Genomic DNA, 17,121 nt, shown 5'->3' on the forward strand with positions numbered 1-17,121 from the left:
CCGGGTTGTCTTGGCCGTTGATGTTTCTATTGTGCCGCAAAAAATGATAAGGGCGCCGCTATTGGCGCCCTTGGCGAAATTCATGGGCGGACAGCTACTCGATCATTTCACGGTAGGCGTGCCAGCTGGCATGGCCGAGCAGGGGCAGCACGACCACCATGCCGATCATCATGGTGGCAAAGCCGATGCCGACCAGTGCCACGATGAGTGCAGCCCATACCGCCATGGCGCCGAGGTTTACGCCAACGGCGCGCATGCTGGTCATCGCGGCGGTGATGCCGTCGGTGTCGCGATCCATGGTCATCGGGATCGAGATCACCGACAGGGAAAATACCACCGCTGCGAGTATGCCGCCGATCACCAGATAGGCGACGACAAAGTGGGTGTAATCGCCGGACAGGAACACATCACGGTAGAAGTTCGACAGATCGGGCGCCCCGCCCTGATACAGCAGGGCGAACAGGATGGCCGAAATGCGCTCCCAGCTGATCAGCGCAATTGCGAAGAAGGCGCCAAAATACATCAGCCCCTCGCGGTGCTTGCGCAGGCCGGCCAGCGAGTCGGAGAACGAGGCGGTCTGTCCCGCAGCATGTCGTCGCGAGATCTCATACAGACCTGCGGCGGCCAGTGGCCCAACCAGAAAGAAGCCACAGATCGCGGCAGTGAACAGGTAAGGCATGTTCGCTGCGTAGGACAAGATGAGGTAGCCGGCGACTGCGAAGAAGACTCCGTAGGTGAGGCTGGCCGCGAGATTGTCCCGCATGTCGCTCAGGCCCAGTGCGAGCCATCTGAATGGACGGTCTGCCTTGATCTCCCGGACGTGGGGCAGGTGGAAGTGCTGATCCAGAGTGTGAAATGTCTTAGCCATGACAACCTCCTTCGGGTGGATGGATGCCGGCCGGTATCGTCATTGGCGCGGAACCGTTCCGGACGTCCCTTAGAGGGGAACTGCGGCCACGAGTTCGCGACTTGCGTGCGGATTCAGGGGGTTGCGTGAAGTCAGTCAGGACGGACGGCCCGGTTTGCCGTCGCGAGCCATGAAAGCCCTCTCCGTTGCGGAGAGGGCGGGTCGGGATCAGGTCAGCGTGTGCCCGGTCAGCCGGGCATAGGCTTCGCGATACTTGTCGGCGGTGCGCTCGACAACGTCGGCCGGCAACACCGGGCCCGGTGCCTGCTTGTTCCAGTCCAGGGTCTCGAGGTAGTCGCGCACGTACTGCTTGTCGTAGGACGGCGGGCTGATGCCTTCCTGATAGCTGTCAGCCGGCCAGAAACGGGACGAATCGGGTGTGAGTGCCTCGTCGATCAGGTGCAGGGTGCCGGCGGCATCGATGCCAAACTCGAACTTGGTGTCGGCAATGATGATCCCGCGTCCTGCGGCATAGTCGGCCGCTTCGGTGTACAGCGCGAGTGCTGCCTGACGTGCTTCCTCGGCAAGGCCTGCGCCGGTCTTGCCGGTGCCGGCAAGGCTGGCGTTGAGTTGCGCGTCGCAGTTTGCCTGTGCCTGGGCGAACGAGATGTTCTCGTCGTGCTCGCCGGCTTCGGCCTTCGATGACGGGGTAAAGATCGGCGCCGGCAGTTTTGCGGCCTGTTTCAGGCCGGCGGGCAGCGGAATGCCGCAGATTGCGCCGGTTTCCTGATAGTCCTTCCACCCGCCTCCGATCACATAGCCGCGTACCACCGCCTCGATCGGCAACGGCTTGAGGCGCTTCACCACGAGCGCACGGCCACGAACCTGGTCACGCTCGTCGGCGGCGACGACCGTCTCGGGGTCGATGCCGGTGAGCTGGTTCGGAACGACGTGGCCGAGCTTGTCGAACCAGAAGTTGGCCATCGCGATGAGCACCCGTCCCTTGTCCGGAATCGGGTTGGGCAGGATGACGTCGAAAGCGGACAGGCGATCGCTGGTCACGATCAGCAGCCTGTCGGCGTCGACTGCATAGATGTCACGCACCTTGCCGCGACCGAGCAGCGGCAGGCTCTTGATGGTGGATTCGAAAAGCGGGGAGGTCACGGTGAAGATGTCTCGTCTGGACAAAACAGCATTATAGGGCTCGCTGGCGAGTTGGCTGCGTTTCAAGCGTGGGGGCGAGGCTTGAACGTTCAGATTCGATGTTCCGTCGTCGTGGCCGATGGATGCTCCCTGATTCGCTCTATCTAAAGATCAATTGTCGAGTTTCTTTACAACTGACGGCCAAGATATGCGCAAAAATGAATTAACTTATTGATTTATAAAATGTGGCACGTAGTTTGCTAAAGGTGGTCATGTAACTGTTTATGAACTGACTGCATACTGTTTGGGGGATATGATGAAAATCAAAAAAGTTTTCGCGGCTACGGCATTGGGTCTTGCGATGGTCGGTTTTGGCACACCAGCCCAGTCCGCCATTCTCAGCGACATCATCTTTATCGTGGACGAGTCGGGTTCCATGGGCACTGTCCAGACCAACCTGCGCAATAACATCGGGCTGTTCGCTTCAACCCTGACCGGCACCGGGCAGGTTGATGCCCGATATGGCCTGGTTGGGTACGGAAACAGTTCGGTTGTGCCACGTATGGTGACGGATCTGACCTCCGCATCGCTCTTCGCGACGGCTGCTGCGGGGCTGGGGACTTCGGGTGGTACTGAACCCGCATATACTGCTTCCGCTTTCGCACTCAACGCACTTGATGGTCAGACATCGCTGTTTTCTTTCCGCAGCAATGCGGTCAAGAACATCATCATCTTTACCGACGAGCCGTCGAACGGCGATACCACCGCTCGCGGCACGGTCGGCAGCAGTGCAGTGACGCAGTCAATTGTCGATGGCCTTCTGACCACCAACAACGCGCTGTATAACGCCGTGCTGTCGGGATCGGGTACGGTTACATCGATCGGCCCCCTCGCAACGGGACATAGCGGCCAGGTCTTCAATCTGTCGCTGTTCAACACGACTAATGCAGCCCAGATCACGCAGTTCGTGACCGACTTTGCCAGCGCCAAGTTGCAGGAAACACTGACCTTCTGCCAGCTGAACCCCACGCTGCCGCAGTGTCAGGGTAACAATAACGTTCCCGAGCCTGGCGTGCTCGCGCTGCTCGGTATCGGTATCGCCGGTCTCGGCGTGCTTCGTCGTCGCAAGATGACTCAAGCCTGATTGCTTCTGTCTCAAGCAGTTCAAAACGCCAGCATTCGCTGGCGTTTTTTCATTCTGATTCCTGTGCCAGCTTCTTGCGCAAGCTCCTCAGGCTGATTGCCACCAGCCCGGCAATGACCGGGATCGACACCGCGGTGATAACTTCCGGCGTGGCCGGTTCGATGAGGTGCTTGGCGCCCTTGGCCATGTAGTTCACCAGCTGCGATGCGTAGTAGGTGATGGCGACGATGGACAGGCCTTCGACTGTCTCCTGCAGGTGGAGCTGTATTTTTGCGCGCCGGTTCATCTGCGCGAGCAGTTCCTGATTCTGGCGTTCGAGCTCGATATCGACGCGGGTGCGCAGCAGTTGCGAATTGCGCGCGATCCGGCCGGAGAGATCCTCCTGACGGCGGGCGATGGTGGCGCAGGTGCTGATGGCCGGCGTGAGCCGGCGTTCCATGAACTCGCGCACGGTCGGGAAGCCCGGCAGGCGTACCTCCCGCAGCTCGTCGATGCGCTGTCCCACGAGGCGGTAATAGGCGGCTGCGGCGCCGAAGCGGAAAGTGGTGCGGGCCACCGAGCGCTCGACCTCGGCTGCGAGACGGGTCAGCCGGGCGAGGACGGCGCGGTCGTCCTCGGTATTGCGCGCCTGCTCCAGCCCGTCCATCAGGTCCGCCAGTTCGTCTTCGGCGCGCGACAGCAGCCGCCCAACCTGTTTGGCGACCGGGAAGGCGAGCAGCGCCATCACGCGGTAGGTCTCGATCTCCACCAGGCGCTGCACCATGCGGCCGGACTGGCGCGGGGTGAGGCCGGCGTCGATCAGCAGGAAATGCGAGAAGCCGTCTTCATGGATGTGGAAATCGGTGAAGACCCAGCCCGCGCCTTCGGCGACCTGTGCGGCCACCAGGGTCTTGCCGTGTGGTGAAACCTGCACCATGACCGTATCGGGGGGCACATCCAAGACCGAGCGCAGCTCGATATGCGTGGCAGCGACGAGCTGGCCGGGAATGTCCTTGCGCCAGTTGGCCGGTACCGCCAGCAGGGCATTCTCGCCCGCGCTGTCATCTGGTGCGATGCGGTGAAAGAAGGTGTAGCTCGAGAACTCGTTGTGGCGCTCCCACTTCAGGCGGAACGATTCGGCATCGATGAAGACGTGGCCGGTCTCGGTCTGCGGTTGCGGGAGGCCGAGTTGCTCAGCCAGTGCTTCGAGGTGCCTGGTCTCGCGTCCGGCGCTGCCCTCATGGTGCAGGAAGGCCAGGTAAGTGACGAACTCAGGGGTGTCGAGCGGAACCGGGGGGCGGGCGTGAACCTCGTCGTTCAGGGACAGGCGCAGGGGATGTTCGTTGAACAGGGGCATGGCGTCGGTTCATGGCCTGGTGGCGCCACGGAGTGGGCGGGATGCCGCATTCTTGCCCAATGCACGCAGGCAGACAAGCACGCCGCGCCGGACGACGCAGCGTGCCTGCATGAATCCTTACTGCTTGATGGCTTCGATCGCGATGTCGAGGGTGACCTCGTCGCCGACGTTGGGGGCGTACTTGCCGGCGTTGAACTCGCTGCGCTTGATCACCGTCGTGGCGTTGGCGCCGATGGCATCCTTCTTCAGCATGGGGTGCGGCATGGCCTGGAAGGAGGTAACCGTCAGGGTGATCGGACGGGTGACGCCCTTGATGGTCAGGTTCCCATCGATGCTGACCGGCTTGTCGCCGTCGAACACCACGTTCGTGGATTTGAAGTGTGCGGTGGGGAAGGTGGCGGTATCGAGGAAATCGCTGCCCTGGATGTGGCCGTCGAAGAGCGCGACCCCGGTGTCCACCGATGTCATGTCGATGGTGACATCCACCGCAGCGGTCCGAGCGGCCTTGTCGAGGGTCACCGTACCCGTGGTCTTGTTGAAGCGCGACAGCTGCTTCGAGTAACCGAAGTGGGAATACGAGAAGCGCGGGAAGGTATGCGTGCCGTCAATTGCATAGGTTTCCGGCGCGGCATGCGAGGGTGCAGCGAACAGGGCGAACGGCGCTGCAAGCGCCAGAATGGCGAGGGATTTTTTCATCTTTGGTCCTGATTGAGTTGAGGGTGGGAAAGTGGCGCAGTGGTGGTGCAGTGACGATTTCAGGGTGCAGCCTGAAGCGCGCGCAACTGGAAGTTGATCTGGATTTCATCGGCGACGATGGTGGTGTCGGCCCATTCGCCTTCGCCGATCGCGAAGTCGTTGCGCTTGAGCTTCAAGCTGCCCTTTACGGTGGCCGCCGTGCCCTGCGCTTCGAAGGTGAAGGGGGCGGTCACGTTTCGGGTCTGGCCCTTGATCGTGAGTTTTCCCGCGACTTCGTAGCGCTTGTCTCCAAGTGCCTTGAATGCGGTCGATTCGAAGCGGGCAAGCGGATGTGCGGCCGTGTTGAACCAGGTCTTGGTCTTTACCTCATCATTGCCCTCGGTCGAGCCGGTGTCGATGCTGGCGACCTCGATGTCGAAGGCGGCGCGCCCGGCTTCGGGATGGGCGGGGTCGAACCTGATATTGGCGGCGAAGCGTTCGAACTTGCCATCCATGCCGACACCCATCTGGGTGTACTGGAAGGTGAAGCGGCTTGCTGCCTTATCGATGGCGGTGAATTCGGCCGCGCTTGCGGCGGTGATTGTGGCCAGCGAGAGGGCAGCGGCCGTGGCGAAGTTTCGCAGTGTGCCTGTTTTCATGAGGGGCTCCGGGTGGGTAAGCGCACTTGCACGTATGCAAGGGGTTGTTGTGGTGAATGGGGGCGGGGTTCAGGCCGATCAGCCCTGCCGTTTCCCCGGCAGCATCCGGCGCAGGATGTCGTCGCGGTCGATGAAGTGGTGCTTGAGTGCCGCGCCGATATGGGCGATGACGAGTGCGGCCAGGCTGAGGTTCAGCGCTTCATGCACCGACTGCAGCAGGTCGCCGAGTTCGGCGTTCTTCGACAACAGGTCGGGCAGCGGGACGATGCCGAACCAGACGGTCTGGAAACCCTTGGCTGAACTCATCAGCCAGCCGGAAAGCGGGATTGCAAGCATCAGCAGGTAGAGCGCGACATGGGTGCCGTGGGCGATCATCCGCAGTGCCTTGGGCATGCTCTCGGGCAGCGGCGGTGCCGGGTGGCGCAGGCGCCAGGCGAGGCGCACCAGCACCAGCATGAAAAGGCTGACGCCTGCCCATTTGTGCCATGAGTAGAGCTTGAGCTTGAATGGCGACAGCGGCAGTTCGTGCATGTAGACGCCGAGCGAGAATGCACCGATCAGCCCGAGTGCCATGAGCCAGTGCAGTGAAACGGCAGTGCGTGTGTAGGTCGTGTTCATCGTCTTGTCCGTCGGGTTTATCGGTTCGGCGGCGCGAGGCCGGGCCCGGTGCCAAACATGAAGCTGTCCATTGCAAGCACGTCGTGAGTGATGCCGCCCGAAATGCGTGCGCTCTGCGTCCAGTCCTTGCCGGCCGCGCCGATTGCCGCGAACAGGGGCAGGAAGTGTTCGTCGGTGGGGTGGGCGCGGACTGCAAATGGCGCTTTCGTACGGTAGTCCAGCAGTTCGCCAAGTGCGCCCTCATCGATCTGCTTCCATACCCAGTCGGCAAATGTGCTGGCATAGGCTTCGACGCCGGATTGCGCTGCGTGTTCAGCGAATACTTCGTGCAGGTTGTGGGTGAGGCTGCCTGAGGCGACGAACAGAATGTCCTGCTCGCGCAGCGTGGCAAGGGCCTGACCGAGCTCCAGCAAGGCGAGCGGCGAGGGGATGGCCGGTTGTGAGACCTGAATGACGGGAACGTCGGCTTCGGGGAAAAGGTGCATCAGCGGCACCCATGCGCCGTGGTCCCGACCGCGCCCGGCGTCGGCACGTGCCTCGATGCCGTGGTGGGCGAGCGTCGCGATGACTTCCGCGGCAAGCGCGGGCGCCGCAGGGGCAGGATACTGGAGCGAATACAGTTCGCGCGGAAAGCCGCCGAAGTCGTGAATGGTGTCGAGTGTGGCGCCGCTCTGAACCCTGACCCCGCGGGTCATCCAGTGCGGCGACAGCACGACTGCGGCACGTGGTCGTGGCAGTCTGCGACCCAGTTCGCCAAGCCGGGGGCCGAGCAGGCCGGGCTCGACGGCGAACATGGGTGAGCCGTGAGAGATGAAGAGTGTAGGGAGTGGCACGGGGTCCGCCTTGTCCTGGTGCGTATTCGATGCGTGCAGTGTATTGACGACTCAGGGGTGGATAAATAGTTGAGCGTTTGACTTACTGTCTCTGAAATCGAGACAATGCCCCAATGGGACGTTTTCGCGAAATGAACAGCTTTGTTGCAGTCGTCGAGGCGGGCAGTTTTGTCGCGGCGGGCGAAGTGCTGCGCCTGTCCAAGGCAGCGGTGTCGCGCAGTGTGATCGAGCTCGAGACCCGCCTCGGTGCCCGCCTGCTGCAGCGCACGACGCGGCGGCTGTCGCTGACCGAGGCCGGGCGGGCTTACTACGGGCATTGCAAACAGATCCTTGCCGAACTGGAAGAGGCGGATCGTGCAGTGGGCGTGGTCAGTGGCAATCCGGTCGGGCGTCTGCGCATCAACGCACCCTATTCTTTCGGAATACAGCACCTCGCGCCCCTGTGGGGCGGGTTCATGGCGAAGTATCCCGATGTCGAACTCGACATCAGCCTCTCCGACCGGCTGGTCGACGTCGTCGACGAAGGGTTTGATGTCGTCATCCGCATCAGCCGGCTGCAGGATTCGACCCTTGTCCATCGGCGGCTTGCGTCCACCCGGCTGTTGATCTGCGCCAGTCCGGAATACCTTGAGCAGCACGGCGTGCCAGCCTCGGTCGAGGACATTGCCCGTCACCGTGTCATTGCATACAGCTATGCAGCGCAGGGCGATGTATGGCGCTTCACGACGCCGGAGGGCGAGCAAGAGGTGCAGACCAAACCGCATGTCCGCACCAATAACGGCGACACCTGCCGTGCGCTGGCGCTCGCTCACCAGGGGCTGGTAAAACAGCCTGATTTTCTCGTGGGAAATGATCTTGCACAGGGACGTCTGGTTGAAGTGCTGCCAGAATGTCTGGTCGGGGATATCGATGTCTACGCGGTCTACCCTTCGCGCAAACACCTCTCGGTCAAGATCCGTGTGCTGATCGACTACCTGGCCGAAGCCTTCGAGCGGCCCGCGTGGGCGTGGCAGGGCGGCGCCAGCCATGATGGGGGGCGACAGGCGGGTACCGCGAGGGCGCGTCCGTGACGCAGGTGCGAGGTGGCGGACTGCGCGATGTCAGGGTGCTGCTTCATGCTGTGTGCTTGCCGGGAACGACCGAACATGACGGAATTCATACATGTGGCCTGAACAGAATACGGATGCCAGTCCTGACTTGCTCCCCGAGGCTGGGGGAACGATCCTCGTCGTCGACGACGTGCCCGACAATCTCGCGGTGCTGGGGGCGCTGCTGCAGCCTCACTACGATGTGCTGGCAGCACCTTCGGGCACGCGGGCGCTCGAGATCTGTGCGCACGGACCCGTGCCGGACCTGATCCTGCTCGACGTCATGATGCCGGGCCTGGACGGCTACGAGGTGCTGGCGCACCTTCGCGGGCAGCCTGCGACACGTGACATTCCGGTGATCTTCCTCACCGCGCTGGATGACCCGCGCGACGAAGAGCAGGGTCTGGCGCTCGGCGCGGCGGACTACATCACCAAACCGATTCACCCTGCGGTTGTGCTTGCCCGCGTGCGCAACCAGCTTGAGGTCAAACGCGCGCGAGAAGTGTTGCACAACAGGAACCTTGATCTCGAGTCAGAAGTGGCGCGGCGCATGGCCGAGAACGACATGACGCAGCTGGTGACGATCCGCGCGCTGGCTCACCTGGCCGAAACGCGCGACCCTGAAACCGGCAACCATATCCTGCGCACGCAGGGTTATGTGCGCCTGCTGGCCACCCGGCTGCAGGCTCATCCGCGTTTTCAAGCCAGGCTCGACCCGGGCTACATCGAGCTGCTGACGCGCTCGGCGCCCTTGCACGACATCGGCAAGGTCGGTATCCCGGATCATATTCTGCTCAAGCCCGGGCCACTCAGTGCCGATGAATGGATCATCATGCAGACGCACTCCCGCCTTGGTGCGGAGGCGATCGAACTGGCAGAGGGAGACATCGAGCAGCCCTTGCCCTTTCTGGCCCTGGCAAAGGAGATCGCGCGCTGGCATCACGAGTGCTGGGATGGCAGTGGCTACCCGGACGGGCTCAGGGGCGACGAGATTCCGGTTTCGGCGCGGCTGATGGCCGTTGCCGATGTTTTCGATGCGCTGATTTCGGATCGCATCTACAAGGCAGGCATGTCCTACGCCGACGCGCGGAAACTCATCGAGGCGGGGCGCGGACAGCACTTCGACCCGGACGTGGTCGACGCCTTCCTGAGCGGATTCGACGCATTTGTCGACATCGCGGAGCAACATCGGGATGTCCATCACGCCCTGCCCTCAGGCGGCACCTGACCGCTGCAGGAGACTGAACGAATGGAAGCAGACCCGTCGGCAACGGCGACAGATTCTGACAGCAGGGCGCTTCGTCGTGCCGCCTGGCGGGTGGTGCTGCCCTACGCCTTGTTCGCGAGCGTATGGATCGTGCTCTCCGACCGTGCGCTCGATCTCTTGCCCGACGCCATCGCAGACAAGGCCTGGCTGCAGACCTTCAAGGGCTGGTTCTTCGTGTTCATCACCTCACTGCTGCTCTATGGCGTGGTGCGCGACATGTTGCTGCGGCTCACCGAGGCGAGCCGGCGCCGACATGAGGAACAGCGCAGTCGTCTGCAGGCTGCACGACTGCTGAGCGCGATTGCCGAGAGTTCGAGCGATGCGATTTTTGCCAAGGACCTCAGCGGCCGCTATCTGTTGTTCAACAAGGCGGCGGCCGGCTTTGTCGGCAAGGACGCGGAGGAGGTTCTGGGGCATGACGACCGCGTGCTCTTTCCCCCTGCTCACGCGCAGATGGTGATGGCCAACGACCAGCAGGTCATGGCAGCCGGGGAGACCATGAGTTTTGAGGAAACGGTGAGACTGCCCGACCGCGAAGTCACGTATCTTGCCACGAAGGGGGTGTTGCGCGGAGCGAGTGGTGAGGTCACCGGGATGTACGGCATTTCGCGTGACATCTCCGCGCTCAAGGCCGTCGAGTCCGAACTGCGAAAGCTGTCGCAGGTCGTTGAGCAAAGCCCCGAGAGTGTCATCGTGACCGATCTCGAGGGTCGGATCGAATACGTCAACGAAGCCTTCACGGGGCATAGCGGCTATCTGGCTGCCGAGGTGCTCGGTCAGCCTGCGAGCATGTTCGGCGAGACCCTGACGCCCGCGTCAAGCTTCAAGGAACTATGGGCAGCCCTGTCGCGTGGTGAGGCGTGGAGCGGCGAGTTCATCAATCAGCGCAAGGACGGCAGCAGCTATGCCGTGTTTGCCCGGGTGGTGCCGATCCACCGCGAAGACGGCAGCATCTCGAACTACATGTCGCTGCAGGAGGACATCACCGAGAAGAAGCTTATCGAGGCTGAACTGGAGCAGCACCGCAAACATCTCGAAGAACTGGTGTCGAGCAGGACGGCCGAGCTGAGGGATGCCACCGAACGTGCGAACGCGGCCAGCGAGGCCAAGAGTGCCTTCCTGGCCAATATGAGCCATGAGATCCGGACTCCGATGAATGCGATCATCGGCCTCACCCACCTCCTGCGCCGGGATCATCCCGAGCAGCGCCAGATCGAACGCCTGGACCGGATGGGCAGTGCAGCGCGTCACCTGCTGTCCGTGATCAACGATATTCTCGACCTGTCAAAGGTCGAGGCCGGCCGGCTCCGGCTGGAGAACAGCGAGTTTGCCTTGGGCGCAGTCTTCGAGCATGTGCAGTCCCTGATTGCCGAGCAGGCGAAGGCAAAAGGGCTGACCGTTGAGCTCGATACCCGCGACGTGCCGGGACGGCTGTGCGGCGACGCCACCCGCTTGCGTCAGGCCCTGCTCAATTACGCAGTGAATGCGATCAAGTTTACCGAGCACGGTTCGGTGTCGCTGAGCGCATCCGTTGCAGAAGACCGGGGTGATGCGCTGCTCGTACGCTTCGAGGTCACGGACACCGGCATGGGGGTGGACGCAGACAAGATTCCGCGCCTGTTCGATGCCTTCGAACAGGCGGACGCCTCTACCACCCGGCGTTTCGGGGGAACCGGTCTTGGCCTGGCGATCACCCGCCGCCTTGCGGCCCTGATGGGGGGAGAGGCGGGCGCCGAGAGTGAGCCGGGGCAGGGCAGCACGTTCTGGTTCACTGCCGTGCTCAGGCGGGGGCGCGGCGCGGCGGCCAATCCCCCGTCCGTGTCCGCCGGCGAGTCCGAGCGCATCCTTCGCGAGCAGCATGCGGGCGCTCGTGTGCTGCTGGCTGAAGACAATCCGGTCAATCGCGAGGTGGCACTGGATCTGCTGAATGCAGTCGGCCTGGCTGTGGAATCGGTCTCCACCGGGCGGGCCGTGCTCGAGCACTGTCGCACCAGCGACTTCGATCTGATCCTGATGGACATGAGGATGCCCGAGATGGACGGACTGGATGCCGCGCGCGCCTTGCGGGCGCAGACGCGCAACCGTCACACCCCGGTCGTCGCCCTGACGGCCAACGTTTTCGAGGAGGATCGTCGTGCCTGTTTTGCAGCGGGCATGGACGACTTCGTGGCCAAACCCGTCGATCCGCAGGACCTGTACTCGACACTGCTGCGCTGGTTGCCGCCGCGTGCGGTGGCGAGTGCAGAAGCCGCGCAGGCACCGGTGCTTGCGGAACCCTGTTCTGCTGAGTGCGCGCCCGAAGTGTTCGAAGCTGCAGTCGCGCAAATGAAGCTGTATCTGGCGAACGCAAACATGCGCGCCAACCGCCTGCTTGAGGACGAGCGTCGTGTCTTCGCAACGGTACTCGGTTCCGTTTTTTCAGAGTTCGAGCACAATGTAGCCTGCTTCAGGTATCCGGAGGCACTGACCTTGCTCGCGCATAGCCGGACACCTGGGCGCGACTGAATGACGGAAACCGGCTCGAGCCGTTACGATGCATCGTCGGACTCGCGCTGATCCGACCACCTTTCGGAGACACGGCCGCCTTGGGTTCTACTCGCTCAGCCACTTCACTGCGTCGAACGCTGCTGCTGCGTGCCCTGCTGCTCGCCTTCGGCAGCTCGCTGGTGGTCACCATCGGCTTTGTCGCGCTTGGCATGGTGCCGGTCCTCGAACGCGTTGCCGAAAGTGATTTCAATCTTGCTGCCGAGCGCGTCGAGGCCAGGCTGCGTCAGACCTTCGAGCCCGAAGAGCGTCAGCTTGCCATCAGCCTCGCATGGATCGGTGCCAACCTGCCCGACGTAGACACTCCGGCGCGTTTCAACGACTACTTCATGCCGGTTCTCACCGCATCGCCCTATATCACCTCGGTGGTGGCCGGCACGTCGACGGGCCAGGGCTGGATGCTGCTGCAGCGTGGCGAGGGGCAGTGGCGCAACCGTCTGACCGACATCCCGCGCTGGGGCCAGATGCAGCTTTTCGTCGACCTCGCGCCGGGCGTCAAGGCGCAGGAACGTCGGGAGGCCGCGGACTACGACGCCCGCAAGCGCCCGTGGTTCACCGGAGCGCTTACGGAGGCGGCGCCCGGAACCGTGCATTGGACGCGACCCTACACCTTCTTCACCACCGGTGATCCCGGCATTACCGCGTCACGGCACACCATGCTGGCAGACGGGCGGGATCTGGTGATTGGCTTCGATCTGACCTTGCGCGACCTGTCGGCTGCGACGCTGGAAGCGGAAGTCGGCCGCCAGGGGCTGGCGCTGATCATGACCGAGGACGAAAGCGTGCTTGGGCTGCCCAGGCGACCCGAAGGTGTTGCCGTCGATGAATGGCTGGGTAGCGTGCTCCTGCCGGTTGGCACCCTGGGCATTGCAGCAGTCAACGATCTGCTGCCAGTGTGGCGACGTGCCAGAGGACAGGCGATCGGTGTGGCGCACTACGAGTCGAACGGAGCGCCCTGGCTGTTCAGTGCGCGGCCCTATCGACTGGGGAAGCAGACCTTCTGGGTACTGGTGCTTGCGCCTGAAGCCGACTTTGCGCCGGCCTGGACGGTCATCGGTTTTGGGCTAGCGGGCGGCCTTCTTTTGTTGCTGGCTGCGGCAGGCAGTGTGGCCCAGGTACAGGCGCGCATCATCGCCCGTCCGCTCGAGACACTTGCCGAGTCGAGCAAGCGCATCGGTGCGCTCGATTTCAGCCCGCCGCAACCGGTGCAGAGCCGGATCGCGGAGATTGCCCAGCTCGCACAGGCGCAAGAGAGCATGCGCGAACTGCTGCATCGCAACCAGCTGGCGCTGCGCGATCACGCCGAGCGTCTGAACACGCAGGTCAGGGAGCTGCGGGACGCAGAGGACCGCATCAACACACTCGCCTTCTATGATCCGCTCACCGGTCTGCCCAACCGCCGGCTGCTGAGCGACCGCCTGCAGCGGGCACTGACCAGTTGTGCCCGGAATCATCGCAAAGGGGCCTTGCTGTTCATCGATCTTGACAACTTCAAGACGCTCAACGACACGCTGGGGCATGATCTCGGCGATCTGCTGCTCAAGGAGATGGGCGGGCGCCTCGCCGCGACGATACGCGAGGGTGATACTGCGGCCCGGCTGGGTGGCGACGAATTCGTGCTCGTCCTCGAGGGCCTGAGTGCCGACGCCGATGAAGCCATGGCGCATACGCGGCTTGTCGGCGCCAAGCTGCTGGAGGCGCTCAACAAGCCCTATCAGCTCGGCGGGCATGAGACCTGCAGTACTGCAAGCATTGGCGCGACCCTGTTCGAGGGGCACGAGGTCAATGTCGACGAGCTCTTCAAGCAGGCAGATCTGGCGATGTACCAGGCCAAGGCCGACGGGCGCAGCCGGCTGTGCTTCTACGGGCCGGCAATGCAGGCACAGCTCAGCGAGCGCGCCGCTCTGGAGGCCGACCTGCGGCGTGCGCTGGCGCAGGAGCAGTTCGAACTGCACTATCAGCCACAGGTGAGTTCGGCTGGCGGCCTGATTGGCGTCGAGGCCCTGCTGCGATGGAATCATCCGCAGCGTGGCTTGGTGTCGCCGCTCAGCTTCATTCCGGTCGCGGAAGATACCGGGCTGATCCTCGACATCGGGCGCTGGGTGCTGCTCGCTGCTTGCCGGCAGCTTGCCGAGTGGGCCGAAGTGCCGCGCCTGGCGGCCATGACCGTGTCGGTCAATGTCAGCGCACGCCAGTTCCGGCATCCCGACTTTGTCGACGAGGTCAAGTCTGCGCTCGAGTTCACCGGGGCGGCCAGCCGCTTGCTCAGGCTCGAGCTGACCGAGAGTCTGCTGCTTGAGGATGTCGAGACGGTCATCGTCCGCATGCAGGCCTTGCGCGCGCTTGGGGTGGCGTTTTCACTCGACGATTTCGGCACCGGCTATTCTTCCCTGTCCTACCTGAAACGCCTGCCTCTGACCGAGCTCAAGATTGACATGTCCTTCGTGCGCGACGTGCTGGTGGACCCGAACGACGCGGCAATTGCGCGCACCATCATCGCGCTCGCGCACACGATGGGGTTGAGCGTGATTGCCGAAGGGGTCGAGTCCGAAGCCCAGCGCAGCTTCCTCGCGCGTTCGGGCTGCGATGCCTATCAGGGCTACTTGTTTGGCCGGCCGGCGCCTGCAGCGCAGATCATGCAGTTCGCCCAAAACGCGACCTCGGTCGCAAGCTGAGTCAGGGGCTGTCGAGACCGCGTGACCCGCACGCGTGCCTCAGCCTGGCAGGCAGACGAATCCGTCCATCAGCGTGCGCGCACTGCGGCTCATCACGGCCTTGCCCAGCGTCCAGCCGGCCTCGGTCCGGTGTGCGTCGACACTGACGCGGGTGCAACCGGAAGGCTGGCCGAGTCTGAGGGGGGCGGTGCCGTGCTCGCCGGCATGCTCGGACGCCACCGTGCCAGGGATGGCCGCCGCTGCAGCGATGGCAATGGCTGCCGTGCCGGGGATGGCGTGGTGAAACACGCCCATCGACAGCACCCGGCAGGAGAGGTCGATATCGTCGGCGGTGAACGCGCACCCGTCGGCGGCGCGGAAGGCCTTCGCGCGGTCGAGTACGGCGAGCTTGGGCGTATGAGCGCGCGCCTGCGCCTCGGCCTCGTTCGCCGCCAGCCCCATGGCGAGGGCGCCCGCAACGCGGATGTGTTCGCAGCGCGCCAGGGGCCCAGGCTGGGCATTGAGTGCCGCCTGCGAGGCGCTGCAATCGAGTCCGAGCGCGGCCGCGTTGATCAGAACCATTGGGTTCCCGGCATTGATCAGGGTGGCGTCGATGCGCTCGTCAGCCGTTTGAAGGCTGTCGCGCATCCGCCCCGTCGGGAACAGTCCGGCCGCACCGCTCCCTGCCGGGTCGAGAAACTCGAGCCGGATCTCTGCTGCGGGAAAGGCCACGCCGTCGAGCATGAAGTCGCCCGCCTCGTGTACTTCGCCAGCAAGCATCGGGACCTGTGCGAGTATGCGTTTGCCGATGTTTGCCTGCCAGATGCGCACCCTTGCCATGCCGTCGGCGGGCGCCTGCAGCAGTCCCCGGCTGATGGCAAAGGGGCCGACGGCCGCGCTCAGATTGCCGCAGTTGCCAGACCAGTCGATGCGCTCGCCTGATACCGGCACCTGCCCGAACAGGTAATCCACATCGCAGTCGGCCCGGCTCGAGGGTGCCAGGATGACGACCTTGCTGGTGCTTGAAGTGGCGCCGCCGAGTCCGTCGATCTGCTTGCCATAGGGGTCGGGACTGCCAAGCAGGCGCGCGAGCAGGGCGTCGCGGGTCGCGTCGTCGGCAGGCAGATCCCTTGCCAGTATGAACAGGCCCTTGCTGGTGCCGCCGCGCATCCACGCGGCAGGGATGCGGCGCTGACGGGTCATGCTGTGGGTGCCACCGGGGCGCCTGTTCCGTCGTTCGGGCTCTGAGCGTGGGCTGGCCGGCGGCGCTCGATTCTGATGGAGCGGGCGCGTAGCTGACCGCAGCCTGCATCGACGTCCTGGCCGGCCGAGTGGCGCAGTTTGGTCAGCACGCCTCGACGATGCAGCCAGCGCCCCAGCTCGGCCGCGCGCTCCCATGAGGGGCGGCGGAACTCGAGTTCGGGTACAGCGTTGTACGGAATCAGGTTCATGATCGCGTACTTGCCGGTGAGCAGACGAACGATGCCTTCCATCTCCTCCTCGCTGTCGTTGACGCCTTCGATCAGCGTCCATTGATACTGGATCGGATAACCGGTGGCGCGGGCATAGCGTTCGCCGAGTTCGACCAGTTCGGTAGGGGCGATGCGGGGCGCGCGCGGCAGGAGCTTCGCGCGCAGCGCGGGCAGGCTCGAGTGCAGCGACAGGGCCAGCGCCGGTTTCACCGTCATCTGCGGGAGGCGCTCAAATACACGTGGATCGCCCACCGTGGAGAACACCAGGTTCTTGTGTCCGATGCCGCCGATGGTACCGAGGAACTCGATGGCTTCGATCACGTTGTCGATGTTGTGGGCCGGTTCGCCCATGCCCATGAACACCACCTTGGTCACGCGGCGCATGCTGCGGGCGAGGGCGACCTGGGCAACGATTTCCGCACTGCCGAGCTGGCGCAGCAAACCATCCTTGCCCGTCATGCAGAACACGCAACCGACTGCGCAGCCGAGCTGACTCGATACACACAGACCGTCACGCGGCAGCAGCACGCTCTCGACGGTCTGCCCGTCGGCCAGGTCCACCAGAAGGCGTGAGGAGCCGTCGTCGCCAGGGTGCGCTGAGTTCAGCCGTGCAAGGCCGTCGAGCTCGGCCATGAGTTCGGGCAGGGCGTTGCGGATGGACTGCGGCAGGAAGTGCTCGGCGGGACGACGACCGGCGTCGAGCGGCCGGCGCTGAATCCAGCCTCGCAGCACCCTTTGCTCATGGCAGGTTTTGGCGCCGAGCTCGTGCAGGCGGCGGGAGATCTGTTCGATACGCATGGGGTCCGAATCCTAGCACCCGCGTCGATGCTGCGGACAAGAA

General features: G+C 63.6%; 14 protein-coding genes. 5 read left to right on the plus strand and 9 right to left on the minus strand.

Translation table 11 applies throughout. From position 1 onward, the window contains the following. Positions 1–94: 94 nt before the first annotated feature. Together AC22G6_RS10515 and AC22G6_RS10520 are read right to left on the minus strand one after the other, a co-directional pair. Positions 95–868, minus strand: a complete 774-nt coding sequence (locus AC22G6_RS10515) for a DUF2189 domain-containing protein (RefSeq protein WP_487366748.1) — start codon at positions 866–868, stop codon at positions 95–97. 207 nt (positions 869–1,075) lie between these two features. Next, positions 1,076–2,011: a phosphoribosylaminoimidazolesuccinocarboxamide synthase gene (locus AC22G6_RS10520; protein WP_487366749.1), complete on the minus strand. Its 936-nt coding sequence runs from the start codon at positions 2,009–2,011 to the stop codon at positions 1,076–1,078. Between the two features lie 292 nt (positions 2,012–2,303). Here AC22G6_RS10520 and AC22G6_RS10525 point away from each other — a divergent pair, with 292 nt between their 5' ends. After that, positions 2,304–3,134, plus strand: a complete 831-nt coding sequence (locus tag AC22G6_RS10525; RefSeq protein ID WP_487366750.1) for a vWA domain-containing protein — start codon at positions 2,304–2,306, stop codon at positions 3,132–3,134. 49 nt (positions 3,135–3,183) lie between these two features. Here AC22G6_RS10525 and AC22G6_RS10530 read toward each other — a convergent pair whose 3' ends face one another. The 5 genes from AC22G6_RS10530 to AC22G6_RS10550 form a co-directional block, all read right to left on the minus strand. Next, entirely contained in the window at positions 3,184–4,470 is a 1,287-nt protein-coding gene (locus AC22G6_RS10530) for a DUF3422 family protein (RefSeq protein ID WP_487366751.1), read from the minus strand. A 117-nt stretch (positions 4,471–4,587) separates the two neighbouring features. After that, positions 4,588–5,166, minus strand: a complete 579-nt coding sequence (locus AC22G6_RS10535) for a YceI family protein (RefSeq protein WP_487366752.1) — start codon at positions 5,164–5,166, stop codon at positions 4,588–4,590. A gap of 59 nt (positions 5,167–5,225) precedes the next feature. After that, a complete protein-coding gene (locus AC22G6_RS10540) occupies positions 5,226–5,804 on the minus strand; it encodes a YceI family protein (protein ID WP_487366753.1) in 579 nt (192 codons plus the stop codon). 78 nt (positions 5,805–5,882) lie between these two features. After that, complete coding sequence (locus AC22G6_RS10545; protein WP_108951016.1) at positions 5,883–6,422, minus strand: cytochrome b; 540 nt, start codon at positions 6,420–6,422, stop codon at positions 5,883–5,885. 17 nt (positions 6,423–6,439) lie between these two features. Continuing rightward, the gene (locus AC22G6_RS10550; protein WP_487366754.1) at positions 6,440–7,255 is read right to left on the minus strand and encodes a DODA-type extradiol aromatic ring-opening family dioxygenase; all 816 of its coding nucleotides are present in this window, start codon (positions 7,253–7,255) and stop codon (positions 6,440–6,442) included. A gap of 113 nt (positions 7,256–7,368) precedes the next feature. On the opposite strand from AC22G6_RS10550, the gene AC22G6_RS10555 reads away from it, so the two are divergent. From AC22G6_RS10555 to AC22G6_RS10570, 4 genes are all read left to right on the plus strand, one after another. After that, positions 7,369–8,325 carry a LysR family transcriptional regulator gene (locus tag AC22G6_RS10555; protein WP_487366755.1) on the plus strand — a complete coding sequence of 319 codons (957 nt, stop codon included), beginning with the start codon at positions 7,369–7,371 and terminating at the stop codon, positions 8,323–8,325. A gap of 91 nt (positions 8,326–8,416) precedes the next feature. Continuing rightward, positions 8,417–9,571: an HD domain-containing phosphohydrolase gene (locus tag AC22G6_RS10560; RefSeq protein WP_487366756.1), complete on the plus strand. Its 1,155-nt coding sequence runs from the start codon at positions 8,417–8,419 to the stop codon at positions 9,569–9,571. Between the two features lie 21 nt (positions 9,572–9,592). Further along, entirely contained in the window at positions 9,593–12,115 is a 2,523-nt protein-coding gene (locus tag AC22G6_RS10565) for a PAS domain-containing hybrid sensor histidine kinase/response regulator (RefSeq protein WP_487366757.1), read from the plus strand. Positions 12,116–12,195: 80 nt separating this feature from the next. Beyond that, positions 12,196–14,829 (plus strand): bifunctional diguanylate cyclase/phosphodiesterase, encoded by a 2,634-nt coding sequence (locus AC22G6_RS10570; RefSeq protein WP_487366758.1) that lies wholly within the window; start codon positions 12,196–12,198, stop codon positions 14,827–14,829. A 39-nt stretch (positions 14,830–14,868) separates the two neighbouring features. Here the strand turns inward: AC22G6_RS10570 and prpF are convergent, their stop codons facing one another. Together prpF and AC22G6_RS10580 are read right to left on the minus strand one after the other, a co-directional pair. Then, the gene (gene prpF / locus AC22G6_RS10575; protein ID WP_487366759.1) at positions 14,869–16,011 is read right to left on the minus strand and encodes a 2-methylaconitate cis-trans isomerase PrpF; all 1,143 of its coding nucleotides are present in this window, start codon (positions 16,009–16,011) and stop codon (positions 14,869–14,871) included. Next, positions 16,008–17,078 (minus strand): RNA methyltransferase, encoded by a 1,071-nt coding sequence (locus tag AC22G6_RS10580; protein ID WP_487366760.1) that lies wholly within the window; start codon positions 17,076–17,078, stop codon positions 16,008–16,010. Before AC22G6_RS10580 ends, prpF begins: the two co-directional genes overlap by 4 nt. Between the last annotated feature and the right edge of the window lie 43 nt (positions 17,079–17,121).

Source organism: Parazoarcus sp. PS-13 R2A, assembly GCF_057621855.1.

Excerpts from the sequence above, each read along its gene's own strand:
- AC22G6_RS10515 (WP_487366748.1), bottom strand. The coding sequence starts at position 868 with ATGGCTAAGACATTTCACACTCTGGATCAGCACTTCCACCTGCCCCAC.
- AC22G6_RS10525 (WP_487366750.1), top strand. The coding sequence starts at position 2,304 with ATGATGAAAATCAAAAAAGTTTTCGCGGCTACGGCATTGGGTCTTGCG.
- AC22G6_RS10530 (WP_487366751.1), bottom strand. The coding sequence starts at position 4,470 with ATGCCCCTGTTCAACGAACATCCCCTGCGCCTGTCCCTGAACGACGAG.
- AC22G6_RS10535 (WP_487366752.1), bottom strand. The coding sequence starts at position 5,166 with ATGAAAAAATCCCTCGCCATTCTGGCGCTTGCAGCGCCGTTCGCCCTG.
- AC22G6_RS10540 (WP_487366753.1), bottom strand. The coding sequence starts at position 5,804 with ATGAAAACAGGCACACTGCGAAACTTCGCCACGGCCGCTGCCCTCTCG.
- AC22G6_RS10545 (WP_108951016.1), bottom strand. The coding sequence starts at position 6,422 with ATGAACACGACCTACACACGCACTGCCGTTTCACTGCACTGGCTCATG.
- AC22G6_RS10555 (WP_487366755.1), top strand. The coding sequence starts at position 7,369 with ATGGGACGTTTTCGCGAAATGAACAGCTTTGTTGCAGTCGTCGAGGCG.
- AC22G6_RS10560 (WP_487366756.1), top strand. The coding sequence starts at position 8,417 with ATGTGGCCTGAACAGAATACGGATGCCAGTCCTGACTTGCTCCCCGAG.
- AC22G6_RS10565 (WP_487366757.1), top strand. The coding sequence starts at position 9,593 with ATGGAAGCAGACCCGTCGGCAACGGCGACAGATTCTGACAGCAGGGCG.
- prpF (WP_487366759.1), bottom strand. The coding sequence starts at position 16,011 with ATGACCCGTCAGCGCCGCATCCCTGCCGCGTGGATGCGCGGCGGCACC.
- AC22G6_RS10580 (WP_487366760.1), bottom strand. The coding sequence starts at position 17,078 with ATGCGTATCGAACAGATCTCCCGCCGCCTGCACGAGCTCGGCGCCAAA.